The organism is Brenneria goodwinii, from assembly GCF_002291445.1.
Lineage (GTDB): Bacteria > Pseudomonadota > Gammaproteobacteria > Enterobacterales > Enterobacteriaceae > Brenneria > Brenneria goodwinii.
In genome coordinates, this window is sequence record NZ_CP014137.1 from 1,130,443 (window position 1) to 1,148,672 (window position 18,230).

Sequence of the window (18,230 nt, forward strand, 5' to 3'; positions counted from 1 at the left end):
TTGACCAATGACCAGAAAAATGACCACGCAACAGCGAGTTGCACGCTACATCCGCATGAAAGAAGGCTTAACTCCGGCGGAGTTGGCCCGTTGTCTGAACCTGACTACCCGGGAAGTAAGCCACGCCATTGATACGTTGAAAAAGGCCGGTGTCATTCAATCAATTGGCTCATGCCGGAAAGCGAAATATTACCCAGCGGGGAAAGCTGAAATAGCGTTCGGTGTTCATCCGGCTCAGGCCCGGCTTAACAAACTTTTGGCGGAGGTCCGGGTATGAAACCTGATATGTCTACGGCCGTGATGATCGAAATCATTCGCTCCATGGCCGCCAATAATCAAATGCCGGAAGAGCACTTTTTGAGTGCTGTAGCCGCTCGAATTGAACGACTTTTGTCTTCTGAATCCGGCAGCTCTCTGGAGCTAAACAGCATCAGGGCCATGATAGATATTCCCGTTACTGAATCTGTGCAGGCTGGCGTCGCTAAAGAGCTTACCCGATTGAATACGGAAATATTGGCGATTCGGTCGGAATTGTCAGGACAGCAAAAGCCGGAGCCGTTCATGTATGGAATCATGACGCCGGATGGCAGAGCATATTTGGAGGAAATGTGCGTAAGTAATAATCCAGAACTCCTGGAAAGTGAGGTTGATTATCTAAACGAAGATGACGGTATAGCGGAAGGAGAATCCAAATATTCTGTCATCCCACTCTATGCCGAGCTGCAATCCGTAAGGACGGTAACGCATGACTGACACCGTACCGATTCTTGATATGTGCTGTGGCAGCCGCATGTTCTGGCATGACAAAACCGACGAGCGTGCTGTGTTCATGGATATCCGCAACGAACAGCACACGCTGTGTGACGGCCGGCATCTGGCTATTAACCCGGACATTATCGCTGATTTTCGTGCGCTGCCGTTCCCGGATGAATCATTCCCTGCTGTTGTGTTCGATCCCCCGCATCTTGAACGTGCGGGGCCGAACGGCTGGATGCGTAAAAAATACGGCGTATTGAACCCCGATACGTGGCGCGATGATTTGCGTGCCGGATTCAGCGAGGCGTTCCGTGTTCTGCGTCCGTTGGGCATGCTGGTTTTTAAATGGAATGAAACGCAAATACCAGTTAGCGATGTTTTGTCTCTGACCAATGAAAAACCGATGATCACGCAGAGGGTAGGAAAAGGCGACAAAACCCACTGGATGCTGTTTCTAAAAGCTGGCGCGGATCCGGCTGGCGATGATGATGTCCTTTTGTCATACGCCACCCGTCGGATCATTGAACTTGAATCTCTGTTGCTGGTGGATGCGCCGGAAACAGTATGGCCTGCGGAAGTGGAAATGGTCTATTCACAAATCGAACGCGCCGGGGAATTACCGGCGCACCATCAGCGCCGCTTACACCATCACATCAATCGCATGTGGCTGGAGAAAATGCCGGTACCGGAAATCGTAAAAGCGGCCCATTCGCTGGCCGACGCGATGGAGAATTACGCGTGAAAGAAATCATCGTAGACAATTTTGCCGGTGGCGGTGGGGCTTCAACGGGCATTGAGATGGCGATCGGGCGTAGCGTTGATATCGCGATTAATCATGACCCTAACGCGATCGCGATGCATACGACAAATCACCCGGATACGCTGCATTATTGCGAATCGGTGTTCGATATTGACCCTGTGGCGGCGACTGGTGGGCGTCCGGTAGGGTTAGCTTGGTTCAGTCCAGACTGCCGACATTTCTCCAAAGCCAAAGGCTCTAAGCCAGTGAAAAAGGAGATTCGAGGCTTAGCGTGGATTGTCCTGCGCTGGGCGCTGGCGGTGCGCCCGCGCGTGATGATGCTGGAAAACGTTGAAGAGTTCAAAACTTGGGGGCCGCTACTGACCGACGCCGATGGCACACAACGGCCGGACCCGGCGCGCGCCGGGGAAACGTTCGCGGCATTCGTCGGTATGCTAAGCGTTGGCATACCGGTAGATCACCCGGCTCTGGCCGAAGTATGCGAGTTTCTGGAGATCGCGCCCGGTAGCGAACAGGCCCAGCAACTGGTGCGTGGGCTGGGGTACAACGTCGATTATCGCGAACTGCGAGCTTGCGACTACGGCGCACCGACCATCCGTAAACGCTTTTTCATGGTAATGCGCTGTGATGGCAATCCGGTTACATGGCCGGAAGCGACGCACGGCGATCCAAAATCCCCAGCAGTGCTGGCGGGTAAGTTGAAACCGTGGCGAACTGCGGCGGAGTGTATCGATTGGTCAATTCCTTGCCCATCTATTTTCGAGCGCAAACGCCCGCTGGCGGAAAACACATTGAAGCGTATCGCCCGCGGTATTCAGCGATTCGTGCTCGATAATCCGACGCCGTTTATCGTGAAGTGCAACCACACGTCGACGAAAACCCGTTATGAATGCTTTCGCGGTCAGCCACTGGATGAGCCGCTGCAGACGATTACCCGCACTCCTGGCTTTGCTGTTGTTACACCTCATTTAACGAAATTCCGTACTGGTGCGACCGGACAGGAAGTGACGGAACCTATGCCAACAGTTACTGCTGGTTCGTCCAATCGTCCTGGCGGGAACGGCCACGCTCTAGGTATGGTTGAAGCGAAACTGACACCGTTCATTGCTGGTGCTGGTGGGCCAAAGTATTCAGCCAAACCGCGTTCAGTCGAGCAGCCGATGCATACGCTCTGCAATACCAACCATTCTTGCCTTGTTGCGCCAGTTATTGCGCGTATCGGCCAAACCGGGTTTGGTGGAGATCGCATGGCATACGATGCAATAAATCCGCTGACGACGGTAACGAGCAAGGCGGAACATTTGCTGGTGGCCCCGGTCATTGCCCGCCAGTTTGGAAACAGTGTAGGCCACGGCGCCGACGAGCCAAACGGGACGATCACGGCGGGCGGTGGTGGGAAAAGCCAACTGGTTTCGGCGTTTCTCGCTAAGCACTACGGCGGTAATTATACCGGTTCTGGTGCCGCAATGGATGAGCCTGTACATACCGTTACGACAACGGATCATCATGCGCTGGTGTCGTCTCATTTGATTAAACTGCGTGGAACATGCAAGGACGGTCAACTGGTCACCGAGCCGATGCCGACTATTACCGCAGGTGGTCTGCATATCGGAGAAGTACGTGCTTTCTTGCTTAAGTATTACGGCAACGAGAAGGAAGGGCTAAACATCAATGATCCGCTGCACACTGTCACCAGTCGCGATCGCTTTGGCCTGGTTACTGTCGAGGATGTCGATTATCAGATCGTCGATATCGGCATGCGCATGTTGCAGCCGCATGAGCTCTACGCCGCGCAGGGCTTCCCGTCCTGGTACATCATCGATCAGGATTACCGCGGCGTGAAATACGCGAAAGATAAGCAGGTGGCACGTTGTGGTAATGCTGTACCGCCGCCGTTCGCCGAAGTGCTGGTCCGCGCCAACCTGCCGGAAATGTGCGTTAAAAAACAACAAGCGGCTTAATTCCTTGGCCCTTTTGGGCCTTTTTTATTTACATTCAGAAATATCTCAGGCAATAATATACTGTACATATAAACAGTATTTTGTGAGGGACCAAGTGGCCAAAGTACAAGAAAAATTACCTGCCACAGGATATGCAGTCATTCGCTGCCGCGATAAAGTAGTGGTAGCGAAGTTTATGGAGTTCCCTGACTGTGAGCGTGCATTGATGTACAGGAATGGCGATTTGGTGTCATTTATGCCGCTGCAACCTAATGAAATCATAGGTACACCAACGCTATTCACACAGATGTTGGAAAAAGCTGGATATCGCGTTTGCTCCCCTGATAAACTTTCTTAGTCAGCCTGAACACCTGACACCTGCTGCGCCACTGGAGAAAAACCAATGGCGCATACTTACACCGAAAATCCCCATCGACTGACGTTTAATGACGCCAGCGATTTCGTGCATTCAGCGCTCATCCTGCGGGGTGGCGTATGAAACAGCAATTCCACCTCGCAAGCGAAAGCGTCAAGCTAAACGCCATTAATTTTATTCGCCAACTGCCTGTTGACCAAAAACGTCCGCTGGTAGTGGACATTAAAGAGCCGGGACGAACGGCGGAACAAAATCGGAAGATGTGGCCGCTCCTGAAAGATCTTTCTGACCAGGTAGTTTGGTTCGGCAATAAATACGACACCGACGATTGGAAAGACCTGATCACCGCGATGGTGGCAAAGTCTAAAAAGCAAGAGCAACGCATGGCACCCGGCCTGGATGGTGGGGTTGTGATGTTCGGTCAGCGTACCAGCAAAATGAGTGTTTGCCAGATGGTGGAGGTTATCGAGGCGATTTACTGGTTCGGCACTCAGCAGAATGTGAAATTTAGCGAAAAATCCAAGCTGGAAATAGAGTGGGCGAAACGTTGGGGTGAGCGGCATGGCTAAATTACCCCGGCGTAAATGCAAATCATGCGGTCAGTGGTTCCATCCGTCTCGTGGCGGCCAGATCGTCTGTTCGTACGAGTGCGCAGCCGCGTACGGCAAAGTTCAGACGGAGAAAGCCCGCCAGCGCGCACAACAGCAGGAAAAACGAAAACGGCAGGAAGAGGCGAGAGCAGATCGCCAGCAGACCAGAGCCCGCAAGCTGGCACTGAAAACCCGTAACGACTGGAAACGCGAAGCTCAGGCAGCTTTTAATCGTTATGTTCGACTGCGCGATGCAGGACAGCCCTGCATCAGTTGCGGTGCTCTGCCGGCGCCGAAATTCGGCGGGACAATGGACTGCGGGCATTATCATACGCGCGGCGCGCGCCCGTGGCTGGCGTTCAATCTGCACAATACGGCTGCGCAATGTGTCCGGTGTAATCGTGACAAAGCCGGAGCACAAAAAGCCTTTGAACAGGGACTGATTGATCGCATCGGCCCCGATAAGGTTGAAGCCCTGAACTGCAACAACACGCCACGAAAATTCGACATCGAATATTTCAAACGCATCAAATCCATTTTCACCCGCAAGGTCCGATCGCTTGAGCGGCGGCGCGCCTGTCATCAGGAGGCAGCTTGAGAACTGTTCAGGATAAATCATGGCAAACGTTGGCATGCGCTCCGCGGCGTTCGTATCTGGGAAAATATCGACGACTTACTCCATCACAAGATCGGTGGGTGCGCTCACTGCTAAATCACTGGGGATCATTTTATGGTGGTAGCGGTACAGAGCATCTTTCTGGCGGCGGTATGTGGCCGCAATTAATGACTGGCTGGAGTTGTGAGCAACAGGAAAAAATAACGACTGTATTAGCTGGTCTACGTGAAATCGGGTATCAGGGAGATACTTTGCTTATTATGGCTAAAAAAATTCTTTGGCCTAAAAGAACGCTGGGGGATCTGATTGGTAATGCTGGTGACGAAGAGGACGCGGCATTCATGGAACGAATTATTCTCCAGTCATTTAGCAAAGACAGCCCGGTCTATGAGATTGGCCGTGATTACTACACTTGGAATAAATCTATTGCTGCTATGGCTCGCTGGCTGAACTACAAGTACGCCCCATTTCTGACAGAAAAGCAGTGTGCTGATCGAGTTCGCTGGTGCATAGAATTGTTCAATTCTGCCGTCTATTTCACTCTATTTGACGAATTATGCAGGGAAGATGCAGAAATTAGCGAAAAATAGTTGCAAACAAGTTTTTAAATTGCATAATTGTAGTACGCTTTAGCGAAGCTGTATCAAGAAGCGACAGAATTTCAGAAACCCGCCATCGGTGTGGGCTTTCCATCAAAAGCGCTGGACGTGCTTAAACTCAAAAGAGGGTTTAGCATGTCTGCCAATTTTAAATCTCAAGCTGAAAAATTCATCAAACTGAAATCCATTGAGCCGTTTAACCATCTTTATTTCGATATTGCGGATGTCGTGATTCTTGAAGTTGGCAGCGATGGTAGTGTTTATGTAGAACTCAATGGCATGTTTCGAAGATGGTATAACGCTGATTTTGTCAAATCGTTTCCCGCAACAAAATCTCAAGCAAAGGAATCGAAAGGCCACTGGATGCCTTATAGGATGAGAGAAATGTTATAGTGGGCCGCCGCACGACAGCCCACAACCTTTATCCTCTGGCTATCTCTTTTCTGGCTAACTCAGATAGAAATGCCGAACGGTTTTTATAATGCCCGTTTTGCTCAATGTAGCGGTCAATCGCAGTAATGAGATTACCGGGCATAGTGAGATTGAACTTAACGGCTTTGGTTTCGTATTTCGTCGGATCGATTTCGACCAACGCCATGAAGCCGTTATCTGCTGTTAGACGTTCATCACCGATATAATCAGCCGGATCGAGTGGGGCGGGAACATGCCCGCCTTGTTCTGTTAATACTTCCATGTGTTGGCCGAACGCTGTCTCAGCATCACGTATGGCACCTTCCAGCGTGTCGCCTGCAAAGAAGCAGCCGTCAACGTCTGGAAAGTAGCCGTCATACGCGCCGCTGTCAGTTTTAAAGATAAAGAGCGGATAAATCATTTTCACCTCACAAAGTTTAGATGATGCGCGTTGCAGAGAGGGGCGGCTTTCGCCGCTCCCTGTTATAACAATTTGAGACCTGATATCTCTTGAGCCTGTCGGATAACCCCTTTTGAAGAATCCTTTCTGGGGTGGGGTATGGTGATAATCTTCCTTACTCCCGGTTTACTCAGCGTTACATGACTTCCTGTTTGTCGCTGCTTAACCCATCCGTCAGCCTCTAACCGTTTAATTAACTCCGCACTTTGCATCAATCCTCCATCTCGTTAACATGTGGGTATAATACCCACCAAGAATGATGATGTCAATACATTTGTGGGTGTAACACCTACGATTATTGTCAATGCGTTTACCCAAATCACTATGCGTTAAGTAACTCCACGCATAAGACAATTATCAAGGCTCGCTTCAGCGGGCCTTTTCTTTTCCTGTAAATCACACACAGCGCCCCGTAAAACGGAGGTGAGGTCATGAGACGAATGAGCACGATATACAGCAGATTATCGTACGGAACAGGTGCTGGGTTAACTGGTGCTGGCGTGTCAGAAAAGACGTATTCCGCCGCAACCAGCCCAAGCGGTTCTTGGTTGATAGTTGAAACAATTTCCGGATTAACACTCAGCGATTGGGCAATCATCGTCGGCATCATCTGTACCGCGGGGACGTTTGCTGTCAACTGGTATTACCGACGCAAGGAATTTCAGTTGAAATCAGGTGATGTCTGATGAATAAACGTAAAATTGCCGCCGGTGTCGTTTGCTCTGTAGCTATCGCCATTTCTACGGTTTTGTCATGGGGTAACGTCCGCACAGATAGGGATGGGCTTGAATTGATTGGTAACGCGGAGCAATGCCGCCGCGATCCGTATATTTGTCCAACTGGGATTGCAACTGATGGGCTGGGGAATACGCACAACGTTTATGCAGGGAAAACGGACGAACAGATAGCGCGTGATTGGGAGCGAAACATTCTGGAAGCCGAATCCTGCGTTAATCGGTACGCCAACGGAAAAAAGCTACCGGATGGTGCATTCAGCGCAGCGGTGAGTATCGCTTTTAATGCTGGCTGCCCGACGATGCAGAAATCGACGATGTTCCAGCTATTCCGGGCAGGAAATATTCCGGCCGCGTGCGAACAGTTCCCGCGCTGGGTATACGGCGGTGGAAAGAAACTACCGGGGCTGGTTATTCGGCGAGATAAGGAGCGGGCGTTATGCCTGTCATGAACATTATCCCGATCACGTTCCGGGATGCCTGTCAGTTCGTCGCCGAGTTACATCGACACAACAAACCGCCGCGGGGCCATAAATTCAGCATCGGGTTGCAGGATGATACGGGATCGTTGGTTGGCGTAGTGATGGCCGGGCGCCCGATAGCGCGGCATCTCGACGACGGGCTAACTCTTGAGGTAAACCGGACCTGCACGGACGGCACACAGAACGCCAATTCTATGCTGTATGGCGCAGTGCGTCGGGCAGCGTGGGGAATGGGATACCGGCGAATCATCACGTACACTCAAGCTGATGAGTCGGGGGTATCGCTTCGCGCAGCTGGTTTTGTGCTGATTAAAACGCTTCCGCCCCGCGGGAGTTGGGCTGAATCCAGCGTGAAGATGCGAGAAAAGCGCGATCTTGTCGGCAGTGGCGGGGTAGAGCGTCGATTGTGGGAGGTCAGAAGGGCATGTCTATCCTACCAAGCTGGAAAATAACAGCTCTGGCGCTGGTGTCTGGTATCGCTATCGGTGGCGCATTTTGCTGGTGGATCACATCAACGAGCTATGACGCCGATATAGCCGTATTGAAAAGCCAGCAAGCCGAACAGTTGAAAGTTATATCTGATCAAGCCACGGCAGACAGTGAAGCCGCTCGACAACGCGAACACGGTTTCCAACAGCAAATAGCGACACTCGACGCCGAACGAACAAAGGAACGGGAAAATGCGAAACGTGAAGCTGACCGTCTACGTGCTGATATTGTCAGCGGCCAGCGCAGGGTGCAGTTCGCCAGTGCCGCCCTTGCAACCTGTGAGCAATCAGCGGGAGCAGTACGCAGCGCCAGCGGCTTGGGTAATGCAGCCGCCGTCCAACTCTCTGCAACTGCTGGACGAAACATTCTCGATATCCGAACAGGAATAAATGACGACCAGGCTAAGCTGCTTTACCTGCATGAGTACATCAGGGCGCTACAGGCTCAGGGCGCAGTGGCGAAATAGAGAATTATTGTAATCAAAGATTGCTGTTCAAGATCCCGTTGGTTTTATTGAAGATGTCATGTAACTTTCGAATAATTACGTTGGATTTCTCTGCATCTTCATTGTAATCAATGGGAAGAACATTTGCCGTCATGGCTATATTATTCCGGTTTTGAATCAAACCAACCTCTACGTTGTCTTTTTTAAGCCACCACTGGATGTGATTGGATGGAGAATGCTCAAGTTTCCATCCATCGAGGAGTTCCTGAGTTTCACAATAGGCCAGAACATCAAAAATGTTCTTATCCGCATCGCAATCAATGTGTGCACAAATTAGGTCGTCAGTCCAATCACTCATAATCAGTACCTCGTCATGTAAAGTTATTAGGCTTTATCGGCAATAAACTTAAAAACTTAATAGAGAGACCATCATGGCAAAACCGGACTGGGGCGAGCTTCAGCAACGGTTCCTGTCCGATCATGCCCAAACGACATTAATAGCAGGCATTCACTGAGTGCCTGTGATAATGCGGTTTATTCCCACATGTGAGGAAAACTTACTGATATATTGCATTACAGCGTTTCCGTATGTTTTAATTACCTTAAAAGAATTCATACTCATGCCTAGTTGGGATGAGATTATGTACAGGCGTGTGCGGCTTCTTCCTTAGACTGATTTTCACGGCTTCTGTTGTTGGTATTGATGAGAGCTTAACCTCGTTTGCAATATCGTTCTTACTTGCGGAAGTTATCAGTGTCGTTGCGGAGTTTACCGTTAAGGAGGGTTCAATTATGGGTAAAATATTATTGAGCAATACTATCTCAGCTGTCAAAAACAGTCTGGATGTAAGCCGCAGTTTCAGGCTTAGCCTGCTGATGAGCTTGTGAGACCCAAGCGAAAACAACACGATCTGATTGCGCCGCCCTCGGGCGGTTTTTTATTGCCATCACCATGCCTATTTATGAGTGAACAGCGTAATGGCCTATACTCCTCCATATCAACAGGAGGAACCATGTCACACAATCTAGGTGATTTATCACGTGAAGGACGCGACAAGGTTAACGTCGATATAGCAGCATCAGGCGTGGCGTATAAAGAGCGGATGAACATGCCGGTCATTGCTGAGCAGGTAGAACGCGAACAGCCTGAACATCTACGTGAGTATTTCCGTGAGCGTGTAGCGCACTACAGAGAAGTGAGCAAACAGTTCCCACGCGGCACTGATTCGGTCTATCAGCAGATGGCTGAGGTTAATGGTAAGAAGTAAAAGATTACAATCAGGTGCGCGAGATGGCTTAAACGTGACACCGATAGAGCTGGCCCGAGGTTTCGGTAAAACTGTTAGAGGGTATGGCCCATGGGTTCGAATCCCATCCTGATTACCAACACTAGCCCTGGCATCTGCCGGGGCTTTTTGTTTCCAAAATCATTACGCCAAGGCATAAGCATATGAGTTATCAACGCTGCACCTATTGTGGCTCACAGCTTCACACTGTTGCCAACTGTCCCAAAACGTGGGCAGGTTCATCACGCCGCGCTAACCTCCGCTGTGGCTACTGTGGTGCACAGGGGCACACATCAAGCGCCTGTCCGCACAATGCAAGCAGTGCCAATCGCAGGCGGTTGAATGATGATTTCTATTTGGATTGATTGGAGGACTCATGCGATTAACTGTTCTTGATGATGATCCGGGGCAAAAGATAAGGATTGGAATAGATCGCTATCGCGTGTGGCTTGATGATAAAGAAGTGCGCCATTGCCTCACCGCAGATGATGATAAAGGTGAAGTTATTTCGATTGTGACTGATGAAAATGGCTGGATGGTTGCGGAGAACGGTGAAGTAAAACGGCGCACTCGGTACGGTCAAGTGAGGATCGAACCGTGGGAAAACTAAAGCCATACGGCAGCAAATGGCAGCGCTCACGCATTGAATTCCTACGCGCCAATCCACTATGTGTCATGTGCCAGCAGGCTGGCCGGTATGAGCCAGCTGTTGTCGTTGACCATATCAAACCGCATAGGATGCATGAGGCCATGACATCGGAAGAAATGGCAACAGCCCAGCGGTTGTTCTGGGACAGAAAGAACTGGCAAGGGTTATGCAATCCACACCACAACTCAACGAAGCAACGCATGGAGAAGAGCGGAAAGGCAGTAGGGTGCAATGAGGATGGACTACCGCTTGATCCGAATTCCCATTGGTTCAAATGAGAATGACTATCAAATGATGGTAAATGAGAATTATTATCGACATCAAGAGGGGGAGGGCGGGTCGAAACTCAGAGTCTTTTGCCCTCAATGACCGACCACCGTCCTTTTTGTGCACAACCGCGAAATGAAAAGTTTTTTTCTGGGAGGTTCCGATGGCAGGACGACGCCCGAAACCGACCCATCTTAAGGTGGTTACCGGCAATCCGGGTAAACGCAAACTGAACAATAAAGAACCACTGCCCGCTCGTGAAATCCCCAGCCCACCCTCACATCTTTCAGATTGGGGGAAAACAGCCTGGGGACGAGTAACTGTACTTCTTGATGGAATGGGGGTGCTAACGGTAGCGGATGTTTTTGCACTAGAACGTTTGTGTGACATCTACGCCGACATTCTTCAACTGCGTAACACCATTGCTGACGAGGGGAGAACGTACACGGTTCAGACCGAGGGGGGATTTTTAATAAAAGCAAATCCCGCCGTCGCAATGTTAGCTGATGCCGATCGCCGTTTTAAAAGTTACTTAGTTGAATTCGGCCTGACCCCAGCCGCCAGAACGAAGGTAAAAGTTGATGGTGGAGAAAAAGAAGAAGACCCGCTCAACCAGTTCTTCGGTTGATCTTGCAACTCAATACGCACTCGACGTCACATCGGGTAAAGAGATTGCAGGTCCAGATATTCGAAACTCCTGCAAACGCCATCTTAATGATCTGGAGTCCTGCCATGCGCGGGGGTTGAATTGGGATATCGAATCGGCTCAGCGTGCGATCGATTTCTTTGCAAAAGTTCTAAAACTGAACGGGGGGGAACACGAAGGACAGCCGTTCATTCTTTTGCCATGGCAGTGCTTCGTTGTCGGCTCTATTTTCGGTTGGAAAAATTCAGAAGGATATCGCCGTTTCCGCATGGTGTATGTGGAGTCAGGAAAAGGTTCTGGAAAATCGCCATTGTCAGGAGGCGTAGGCCTTTATTGCCTGGTGGCAGATAGGGAACCACGCGCAGAAGTTTATGCAGCGGCAACGAAAAAAGACCAGGCAATGATCCTCTTTCGTGATGCCGTGGCGATGGTTGACCTGTCGCCCGCGTTGGCGCAGCGCATTCATAAGTCAGGCGGGGCGGGCAAGGAATGGAACCTTGCATTTCTGCAAACCGGCTCATTTTTCAGACCTATCAGCTCCGATGATGGTCAGTCCGGCCCACGCCCACACTGTGCATTGATAGACGAAGTACACGAACATAAAAGCAATCAAGTCGTGGAAATGATGCGTGCAGGCACGAAAGGCCGCAGGCAGGCATTGATTTTCATGATCACCAACAGTGGTCACGATAAAACCAGTGTCTGTTACGATTATCATGAGTACGGGCGCAAGGTTGCAGATGGTTCAATAGAAGATGACAGTTTCTTCTCGTTTATCTGTTCGCTCGATGAGGGTGAGGATCCGTTTCAAGATGAGTCATGTTGGAAAAAGGCCAATCCGTCCCTGGGACATACGTTCGGTGAACGCTATTTGCGCGAACAAGTTACCCAGGCCCGCGGCATGCCAGCAAAAGAAAGCATTGTCCGCAGGCTAAATTTCTGCCAGTGGGTTGATGCTGATAATCCGTGGATGAGCAGTGATGTCTGGATGGGATGCGAGTCCGATTTTAGACTAGAAGATTTGCATGGAGAAGAGTGTTACGGCGGTCTGGATCTGTCCGGGACGCGTGACCTTACTGCGCTGGCGCTTTATTTCCCCCGGTTAAAACGCCTGCTGGTGGAATTCTGGACGCCCAAAGACACCTTGTCTCACCGGGCAAAAACAGATCGAGTTCCCTATGATGTTTGGGAAAAGGCCGGATACTTGCATACTACGCCCGGGAAGGCTGTGAAGTATGGTTTTGTGGCTGAACGTATTGCAGAACTGGCTCTTCGTTTTGATATCCGGAAGATCGCCTTTGACCAGTACCGCATTAAGTACCTGGAGCCTGAACTGGAGGAGGCGGGCGTAACCGTTCCGTTGGTTCAGCATGGTCAAGGATTTTATAAAGCGCAGGATTCAGGGTTATGGATGCCTCATTCGATCGAGATTTTCGAAGGGCTACTTGATGATAAAGAGGTCATCATAAAAACTAATCCGTGCTTGCGCTGGAACGCGGCTTCGGCGGTTCTTGAGTCAGACCAGAAAAATAACCGAATTTTTGCCAAGAAAAAAAGCACGGGCCGTATTGATGGTGTTGTTGCCTCGGCGATGGCGATCGGCTGTGCAGAGCAGCCCGATGATGATGACGGCGATATCAACGACTTTTTCAGCGATCCAATCATAGTGTGAGCCTCCATGAATAAAGAGAAAAAGCCTGGCGTGGTGAAAAGCGCTATTAGCCGATGGCTTGGCATACCCATTGCTTTGACGGATGGCGAATTCTGGTCGGCGTTTTATGGCGCGGAGTCAGCTGCAGGGAAAACGGTCACTGTAGATAAAGCACTGCAGTTATCGGCGGTCTGGTCATGCGTCCGCCTACTGTCGGAAACTATTGCTACGCTGCCGGTCGGTTTTTATGAACGGACAGCAGACGGGCGGCAGTCTGCCAACGATCATCCCTTGTATGAACTGCTGCACAATCAGCCGAACGCCGATATGACGGCCGTAGAGTTCTGGGAAATGATTATGGCGGGGTTGCTACTGTGGGGAAATGCTTACGCAGAAATAGATCGCACAGGGAAACGCATCACTGCACTCATTCCACTACGCCCCGAACGAATGAAGGTCGAATTGAGCAGCAATGGTGATCCGATCTACACCTACAGGGATATAACTGGTGGCAGGACTCGCAGGATAGACGAATGTGACTTGATGCACGTCCGGGCATTCAGTACGAATGGCATCGTCGGCCTGTCACCGGTGAGTTACGCACGGGAAACTCTGGGGTTATCTATGGCTACCAATGAGGCGAGCTCCAAGATATTTGCTAACGGTATGCGTCCCAGTGGGGTTCTTTCCATGGATCAAATATTGAAGAAAGAACAGCGCGATGAAGTGCGGGAAAGCCTGGTGAAACAATTCTCGGGCTCAATGAACACGGGGAAAATGATGGTGCTGGAGGCCGGAATGAAATTCCAACCCATCACCATGAACCCGGAAGATGCGCAGATGTTACAGAGCCGAGCATTCAACATTGAGGAAATCTGCCGCTGGTTTCGTGTTTGGCCCGGGCTCATCGGACACAACGCTGCAGGTCAAACGATGTGGGGCAGTGGTGTCGAGCAGATGCTCATCGGATTTCTTACGTTCTCATTGAGACCGTGGCTAACGCGGATCGAACAATCTGTTCGCCGGAGTTTGCTCATACCTGGAGAGCGTAATCGTTATTTCGCGGAGTTTTCTATTGAAGGTTTATTACGTGCAGACAGCGCCGCGCGCGCAGCATTTTATTCAACTATGACGCAAAACGGCCTCATGACCAGAAACGAGGCTCGGGGAAAAGAAAATCTTCCACCTCACTCAAGTGGCGATCAGTTGACCGTCCAGTCAAATCTTCTGCCGTTAGATCAACTGGGTAAAACCGGTGACAGCGAACAGGCAAAAAACGCCCTGCGTGAATGGCTGGGCATCAAATCAGAGGAGAAACCGGAATGCACCGGAAACACGCAGCCTTAAAAATTAAGGCGTTCAATTTCGACATAAAGGCCGTCAATGATGACGGCCTTTTTTCTGGGTACGGATCGGTGTTTGACGTGGTGGATAGCTACGGTGAGGTTGTTGCGCCTGGCGCGTTTGTCGACAGTATCGCCGAGGCAAAAAATAAGGTCCGCACGTTTCCAGTCCTCTGGCAGCATCGCACCGCCGAACCCATCGGAAACTGGAACATCGACAGCCTGAAAGAAGATACGTATGGGCTTTTTGGTGAAGGTGAGTTGTGGATGGACGATGCGGCATATGCCAAAACCGCCTGGCGTGGCATGAAGTCACGAGCCATTACCGGGTTGTCCATCGGCTACTACGTTCGTGAATCCAATTTTGACGAAAAAACCCGAATTCGAACGCTGACGAAGCTGGATTTAGTTGAAATCTCCATCGTAACAGTACCAGCCAATGATGAGGCCCGTATTGACGTGATCAAGTCGAAATTGGCTCATGGCGGTTTACCTACATTACCCGAATTTGAGCAGCTCCTGCGTGAGGCAGGCTTCTCGAAAACACAGTCTGCGGTGATCGCCAATCGCGGACTGTCGCACCTGCTTGACCGGAGTGAGTCCGGGGGCGAAGACGGCGAAACCAAAGCGGCTATCGCGGCCATGAGCCAGCGACTCAGCCAGTTTTCTCTCCCTAAAATCCTTTAAGGAAAAATTATGTACCAGAAGAAATCCGCGGAAGACCAGCCGCAAAATATCGGTGAAATCTCAGCGCAACTCAATCAGGTTATCGATCAGGTAAAGAGCTTTGGCGAGGATATTGCCAAAAAAATGCAGAATGGCGAAACAGTGACGCAAGAACTTAAAACTCGCACTGACGAAAGCCTGACCCAAATGAGTGAGCTTAAAGAGCGCCTTACTGAACTGGAGCAAAAATCGGCGCGGCGCCAGAATGATCAGCCAGCGGAACAGAAATCACTGGGACAACTGGTGGTGGAAAGCGAGGCATTCAAAGGCATGGACAGTTCTGCCCGTAAAAGCATCCGGGTGAAACTGGAACAGAAAGACATCATGAACGTGCCGGCGACGACGGGAATTGGTGTCAGTGCGACAAATAGTCTGGTGGTATCCGATCGTGTCCCGGGGATTGTTGCTCCGCCGGAACGTACTATGACCATTCGAAATCTGCTGATGCCAGGCACAACTGGCTCTAACAGCATTGAGTATGTTCAGGAGACTGGTTTTACCAATAATGCCGCCCCGACTGCCGAAGGTGTGAAAAAGCCCCAGTCCGATATCACCTTTGAACTGAAAACTGCGCCCGTACGAACCATCCCGCATTTTTTCAAAGCCTCCCGGCAGATTTTGGATGATGCACCTGCGCTGGCCAGTTACATCGATGGCCGCGCCCGTTACGGATTACGTTATGCAGAGGAATTGCAGTTACTCAGTGGTGACGGTACTGGCGCGAACATTCTGGGAATTTTGCCGCAGGCTGCGGAGTTCTCCCCGTCACTCACCCTGACGGGCGCTACGCCGATTGACCGTTTGAGACTGGCTATCCTCCAGTCGGTACTGGCGGAATATCCGTCTTCTGGGTTTGTTCTGAACCCGATCGACTGGGCGGGTATCGAGCTGACGAAAGATGGCGAAGGTCGTTACATTATCGCTCAGCCGGTAAACGGCAGTGTTGCCCGTCTGTGGGGCTTACCGGTAGTAGAAACTCAGGCGATTGTTCAGAATACGTTCCTGACTGGCGCGTTTAATCTGGCGGCCCAGATCTATGATCGGCAGGAGATTGAAGTATTGCTGTCCACGGAGAACGAAGACGACTTTGTGAAAAACATGGTCACCATTCGTGCTGAAGAGCGCCTGGCGCTGGCCGTTTACCGCCCGGAAGCGTTTGTTACCGGTACGGTGACGGCACCGTAATTGATTTGCATCAGGGCCGCTCACGCGGCTCTTTCTTTTGGAGAATCGCATGAGCAGAGCGACAAAAAAAAGTGTGGGTGATGAGGCCAATGCCACTGCAGGTGATACAGCCCAGATTTCAGGAGGGGACGTTTCTGTCCAGCCACTACGCCGGTTCATGGACGGGGATGTGTTTCGCACTCCGCATGATGAACCATTTACGGTGTCACGCCTGCGGGCGGCAGATTTACGCGCGAATGGGTTGGTTGCCATCGTAAGCGATATTCCATCAAACAAAATGTCCCAGCAGCCTGAAACGAAGGGGTGAGTATGTCCGCCGTGTCCATTGAAACAGCGATGCATCATCTGCGGCTGGAGGATGACACAGAACTGGATTTGGTTAAGGGCTATCTGGATGGGGCGGAGGATTTGGCAATGCAGTACCTGAATCGGCGATTCTATCACGATCGGGAAGCGCTGACCTCCGCTGAAGAGAATGGAACGGCTGGCGATCGTCCTATTGTTATTACCCCATCCATTCAGATTGGCGTGTTACTGATACTCACAAACATCAATGAGAATCGTGGTGACTTGCCTGGTGAGGGGATACCTGCTGCTGCCGTCCGTTTTCTTGAGCCATACCGAATCAACATGGGGGTATAGGTTGTCATGAAAGTTGGAGCATTGCGCCACCGCGTAACCATTCAGAACTTCACAACAACCCGCGACGCTGGCGGACAGCCGATTGAGGTATGGAGTGAAGGTGCGACAGTATGGGCCGAGGTCGCCCCTATCAGTGGCCGTGAACTGGTTGCCGCTGGCGCGGTATCTGCCGAGGCAACAATTCGCGTGTGGATGCGTTTTCGTCGCGATGTCACGGCGGCATCTCGCTTGTTGTGTCGTAATGGCCCGTTCGCCGGATTAACGCTGGATATTATCGGTCCGCCGATCCCGGACGGCAAATGCACCCGGCTGGAAATATTGTGTAAGCAGGGGGTGAAACGTGATTGATTTTAGTCTCGATTTTTCTGGTCTGAACGATATCGCCAAAGATTTGGAAAATCTGAGTCGTGCGGAAAACAACAAGGTTTTGCGTGATGCGACTCGCGCTGGAGCTGATGTTCTGAAAGAAGAGGTTATCGCCCGAGCTCCTGTTCGCACTGGGAAAATGAGTAAAAACGTTGTGGTGGTGACCCAAAAGTCACGGCGCCGCGGCGAAATCTCATCCGGCGTACATATTCGTGGTGTTAACCCGAATACCGGGAACAGTGACAACAAAATGAAAGCCAGCAATCCGCGTAATTCGTTTTACTGGAGATTCGTTGAAATGGGTACGGCCAAGGCCCCTGCGCATCCGTTTGTTCGCCCGGCGTTCGACACAAGGCAAGAAGAGGCCGCGAATGCCGCCATTGCGCAAGCTAATCGCGCTATCGACGAGGTATTGAGTAAATGACCGAAACCGACATTTACCCGTTAATCTCCGCGCTGGCGGGCGGTAATGTTTATCCGTATGTCGTCCCGCTGAACAGCGAGGGTGAGCCAGCCATTTCACCGCCGTGGGTTGTGTTCTCTTTTGTATCCCAGCCGTCTGCTGATGTGCTGTGCGGCCCGGCAGAAACAACATCATCCGTTCAGTTTGACGTTTACGCGAAAACTATCGCACAGGCACGGGAAATTCGTGGCGAGGTCATCGCGGCATTGTCGCCTCTCAGTCCTGGTAACCAGATGTTAACGCATGGGAATGATCCTGATACTGGATTGTACCGCGCTACAGCAGAGCTACAGTTCGTCGACTAACTCATACACCATCACCATCCCAACCCGCCATTGAGCGGGTTTT

Annotated in this window: 28 protein-coding genes, 1 tRNA gene and 1 pseudogene; 27 read left to right on the forward strand and 3 right to left on the reverse strand. The window is 51.0% G+C overall.

Translation table 11 applies throughout. The features are described 5' to 3' along the window. Window positions 1-19: 19 nt before the first annotated feature. From ACN28R_RS05065 to ACN28R_RS05105, 9 genes and pseudogenes are all read left to right on the forward strand, one after another. Window positions 20-277 (forward strand): winged helix-turn-helix domain-containing protein, encoded by a 258-nt coding sequence (locus ACN28R_RS05065; RefSeq protein ID WP_183096791.1) that lies wholly within the window; start codon window positions 20-22, stop codon window positions 275-277. Next, window positions 274-753, forward strand: a complete 480-nt coding sequence (locus tag ACN28R_RS05070) for a hypothetical protein (protein WP_095833788.1) — start codon at window positions 274-276, stop codon at window positions 751-753. The genes ACN28R_RS05065 and ACN28R_RS05070 overlap by 4 nt, the downstream gene beginning before the upstream one ends. Beyond that, window positions 746-1,222: pseudogene (locus tag ACN28R_RS05075) on the forward strand (class I SAM-dependent methyltransferase); the annotation flags it as partial. The gene ACN28R_RS05070 and the pseudogene ACN28R_RS05075, both read left to right, overlap by 8 nt. Before the next feature lie 272 nt (window positions 1,223-1,494). After that, window positions 1,495-3,477 carry a DNA cytosine methyltransferase gene (locus ACN28R_RS05080; RefSeq protein ID WP_095833790.1) on the forward strand — a complete coding sequence of 661 codons (1,983 nt, stop codon included), beginning with the start codon at window positions 1,495-1,497 and terminating at the stop codon, window positions 3,475-3,477. A gap of 94 nt (window positions 3,478-3,571) precedes the next feature. Next, the gene (locus ACN28R_RS05085) at window positions 3,572-3,814 is read left to right on the forward strand and encodes a hypothetical protein (protein ID WP_095835734.1); all 243 of its coding nucleotides are present in this window, start codon (window positions 3,572-3,574) and stop codon (window positions 3,812-3,814) included. A gap of 137 nt (window positions 3,815-3,951) precedes the next feature. After that, window positions 3,952-4,401, forward strand: a complete 450-nt coding sequence (locus ACN28R_RS05090; protein ID WP_095833791.1) for a recombination protein NinB — start codon at window positions 3,952-3,954, stop codon at window positions 4,399-4,401. Next, entirely contained in the window at window positions 4,394-5,020 is a 627-nt protein-coding gene (locus tag ACN28R_RS05095) for a recombination protein NinG (RefSeq protein ID WP_095833792.1), read from the forward strand. Before ACN28R_RS05090 ends, ACN28R_RS05095 begins: the two co-directional genes overlap by 8 nt. Beyond that, window positions 5,017-5,628: a hypothetical protein gene (locus ACN28R_RS05100; RefSeq protein WP_095833793.1), complete on the forward strand. Its 612-nt coding sequence runs from the start codon at window positions 5,017-5,019 to the stop codon at window positions 5,626-5,628. Before ACN28R_RS05095 ends, ACN28R_RS05100 begins: the two co-directional genes overlap by 4 nt. A gap of 144 nt (window positions 5,629-5,772) precedes the next feature. Then, window positions 5,773-6,030 carry a hypothetical protein gene (locus ACN28R_RS05105; protein ID WP_095833794.1) on the forward strand — a complete coding sequence of 86 codons (258 nt, stop codon included), beginning with the start codon at window positions 5,773-5,775 and terminating at the stop codon, window positions 6,028-6,030. Between the two features lie 28 nt (window positions 6,031-6,058). On the opposite strand, the gene ACN28R_RS05110 is transcribed toward ACN28R_RS05105, so the two are convergent. Both ACN28R_RS05110 and ACN28R_RS05115 read right to left on the reverse strand, forming a co-directional pair. After that, window positions 6,059-6,469, reverse strand: coding sequence for a type II toxin-antitoxin system HicB family antitoxin (locus ACN28R_RS05110; protein ID WP_095833795.1), 411 nt, complete (start codon window positions 6,467-6,469; stop codon window positions 6,059-6,061). A 62-nt stretch (window positions 6,470-6,531) separates the two neighbouring features. Then, entirely contained in the window at window positions 6,532-6,720 is a 189-nt protein-coding gene (locus ACN28R_RS05115) for a type II toxin-antitoxin system HicA family toxin (RefSeq protein ID WP_095833796.1), read from the reverse strand. A gap of 219 nt (window positions 6,721-6,939) precedes the next feature. Here ACN28R_RS05115 and ACN28R_RS05120 point away from each other — a divergent pair, with 219 nt between their 5' ends. The 4 genes from ACN28R_RS05120 to ACN28R_RS05135 are packed head-to-tail and all read left to right on the forward strand — an operon-like array spanning window position 6,940 to window position 8,679. Beyond that, on the forward strand, window positions 6,940-7,194 hold the full coding sequence (locus ACN28R_RS05120) for an HP1 family phage holin (RefSeq protein WP_095833797.1): 255 nt from the start codon (window positions 6,940-6,942) through the stop codon (window positions 7,192-7,194). Continuing rightward, window positions 7,194-7,694 carry a lysozyme gene (locus ACN28R_RS05125; RefSeq protein ID WP_095833798.1) on the forward strand — a complete coding sequence of 167 codons (501 nt, stop codon included), beginning with the start codon at window positions 7,194-7,196 and terminating at the stop codon, window positions 7,692-7,694. Before ACN28R_RS05120 ends, ACN28R_RS05125 begins: the two co-directional genes overlap by 1 nt. Next, the gene (locus ACN28R_RS05130) at window positions 7,691-8,176 is read left to right on the forward strand and encodes an XF1762 family protein (protein WP_095835735.1); all 486 of its coding nucleotides are present in this window, start codon (window positions 7,691-7,693) and stop codon (window positions 8,174-8,176) included. Before ACN28R_RS05125 ends, ACN28R_RS05130 begins: the two co-directional genes overlap by 4 nt. After that, entirely contained in the window at window positions 8,149-8,679 is a 531-nt protein-coding gene (locus tag ACN28R_RS05135) for a lysis system i-spanin subunit Rz (RefSeq protein ID WP_095833799.1), read from the forward strand. The genes ACN28R_RS05130 and ACN28R_RS05135 overlap by 28 nt, the downstream gene beginning before the upstream one ends. A gap of 13 nt (window positions 8,680-8,692) precedes the next feature. Here ACN28R_RS05135 and ACN28R_RS05140 read toward each other — a convergent pair whose 3' ends face one another. Then, window positions 8,693-9,016: a hypothetical protein gene (locus tag ACN28R_RS05140; protein WP_095833800.1), complete on the reverse strand. Its 324-nt coding sequence runs from the start codon at window positions 9,014-9,016 to the stop codon at window positions 8,693-8,695. A gap of 655 nt (window positions 9,017-9,671) precedes the next feature. Here ACN28R_RS05140 and ACN28R_RS05145 point away from each other — a divergent pair. The 14 genes from ACN28R_RS05145 (at window position 9,672) to gp17 (ending at window position 18,187) form a co-directional block, all read left to right on the forward strand. Next, on the forward strand, window positions 9,672-9,926 hold the full coding sequence (locus ACN28R_RS05145; protein ID WP_095833802.1) for a DNA polymerase III subunit theta: 255 nt from the start codon (window positions 9,672-9,674) through the stop codon (window positions 9,924-9,926). 8 nt (window positions 9,927-9,934) lie between these two features. Continuing rightward, window positions 9,935-10,044: transfer RNA gene (locus ACN28R_RS05150), tRNA-OTHER, on the forward strand. Window positions 10,045-10,320: 276 nt separating this feature from the next. Beyond that, window positions 10,321-10,554 carry a hypothetical protein gene (locus ACN28R_RS05155; RefSeq protein ID WP_095833804.1) on the forward strand — a complete coding sequence of 78 codons (234 nt, stop codon included), beginning with the start codon at window positions 10,321-10,323 and terminating at the stop codon, window positions 10,552-10,554. Continuing rightward, the gene (locus ACN28R_RS05160) at window positions 10,542-10,871 is read left to right on the forward strand and encodes an HNH endonuclease (protein ID WP_095833805.1); all 330 of its coding nucleotides are present in this window, start codon (window positions 10,542-10,544) and stop codon (window positions 10,869-10,871) included. Before ACN28R_RS05155 ends, ACN28R_RS05160 begins: the two co-directional genes overlap by 13 nt. Before the next feature lie 152 nt (window positions 10,872-11,023). Beyond that, window positions 11,024-11,488, forward strand: a complete 465-nt coding sequence (locus ACN28R_RS05165) for a phage terminase small subunit P27 family (RefSeq protein ID WP_095833806.1) — start codon at window positions 11,024-11,026, stop codon at window positions 11,486-11,488. After that, window positions 11,442-13,178, forward strand: coding sequence for a terminase large subunit (locus ACN28R_RS05170; RefSeq protein ID WP_095833807.1), 1,737 nt, complete (start codon window positions 11,442-11,444; stop codon window positions 13,176-13,178). The genes ACN28R_RS05165 and ACN28R_RS05170 overlap by 47 nt, the downstream gene beginning before the upstream one ends. Before the next feature lie 6 nt (window positions 13,179-13,184). Beyond that, window positions 13,185-14,504: a phage portal protein gene (locus tag ACN28R_RS05175; RefSeq protein WP_095833808.1), complete on the forward strand. Its 1,320-nt coding sequence runs from the start codon at window positions 13,185-13,187 to the stop codon at window positions 14,502-14,504. Continuing rightward, entirely contained in the window at window positions 14,480-15,187 is a 708-nt protein-coding gene (locus ACN28R_RS05180; protein WP_095833809.1) for an HK97 family phage prohead protease, read from the forward strand. The genes ACN28R_RS05175 and ACN28R_RS05180 overlap by 25 nt, the downstream gene beginning before the upstream one ends. 9 nt (window positions 15,188-15,196) lie before the next feature. After that, entirely contained in the window at window positions 15,197-16,411 is a 1,215-nt protein-coding gene (locus ACN28R_RS05185) for a phage major capsid protein (RefSeq protein WP_095833810.1), read from the forward strand. A 49-nt stretch (window positions 16,412-16,460) separates the two neighbouring features. Beyond that, window positions 16,461-16,718 (forward strand): hypothetical protein, encoded by a 258-nt coding sequence (locus tag ACN28R_RS05190; protein ID WP_095833811.1) that lies wholly within the window; start codon window positions 16,461-16,463, stop codon window positions 16,716-16,718. A 2-nt stretch (window positions 16,719-16,720) separates the two neighbouring features. Further along, complete coding sequence (locus tag ACN28R_RS05195; protein ID WP_220701763.1) at window positions 16,721-17,053, forward strand: head-tail connector protein; 333 nt, start codon at window positions 16,721-16,723, stop codon at window positions 17,051-17,053. Window positions 17,054-17,059: 6 nt separating this feature from the next. Further along, the gene (locus tag ACN28R_RS05200; RefSeq protein WP_095833812.1) at window positions 17,060-17,401 is read left to right on the forward strand and encodes a phage head closure protein; all 342 of its coding nucleotides are present in this window, start codon (window positions 17,060-17,062) and stop codon (window positions 17,399-17,401) included. Beyond that, the gene (locus ACN28R_RS05205; RefSeq protein WP_095833813.1) at window positions 17,394-17,843 is read left to right on the forward strand and encodes an HK97-gp10 family putative phage morphogenesis protein; all 450 of its coding nucleotides are present in this window, start codon (window positions 17,394-17,396) and stop codon (window positions 17,841-17,843) included. Before ACN28R_RS05200 ends, ACN28R_RS05205 begins: the two co-directional genes overlap by 8 nt. Further along, entirely contained in the window at window positions 17,840-18,187 is a 348-nt protein-coding gene (gene gp17 / locus ACN28R_RS05210; protein WP_095833814.1) for a tail completion protein gp17, read from the forward strand. The genes ACN28R_RS05205 and gp17 overlap by 4 nt, the downstream gene beginning before the upstream one ends. Window positions 18,188-18,230: the final 43 nt, after the last annotated feature.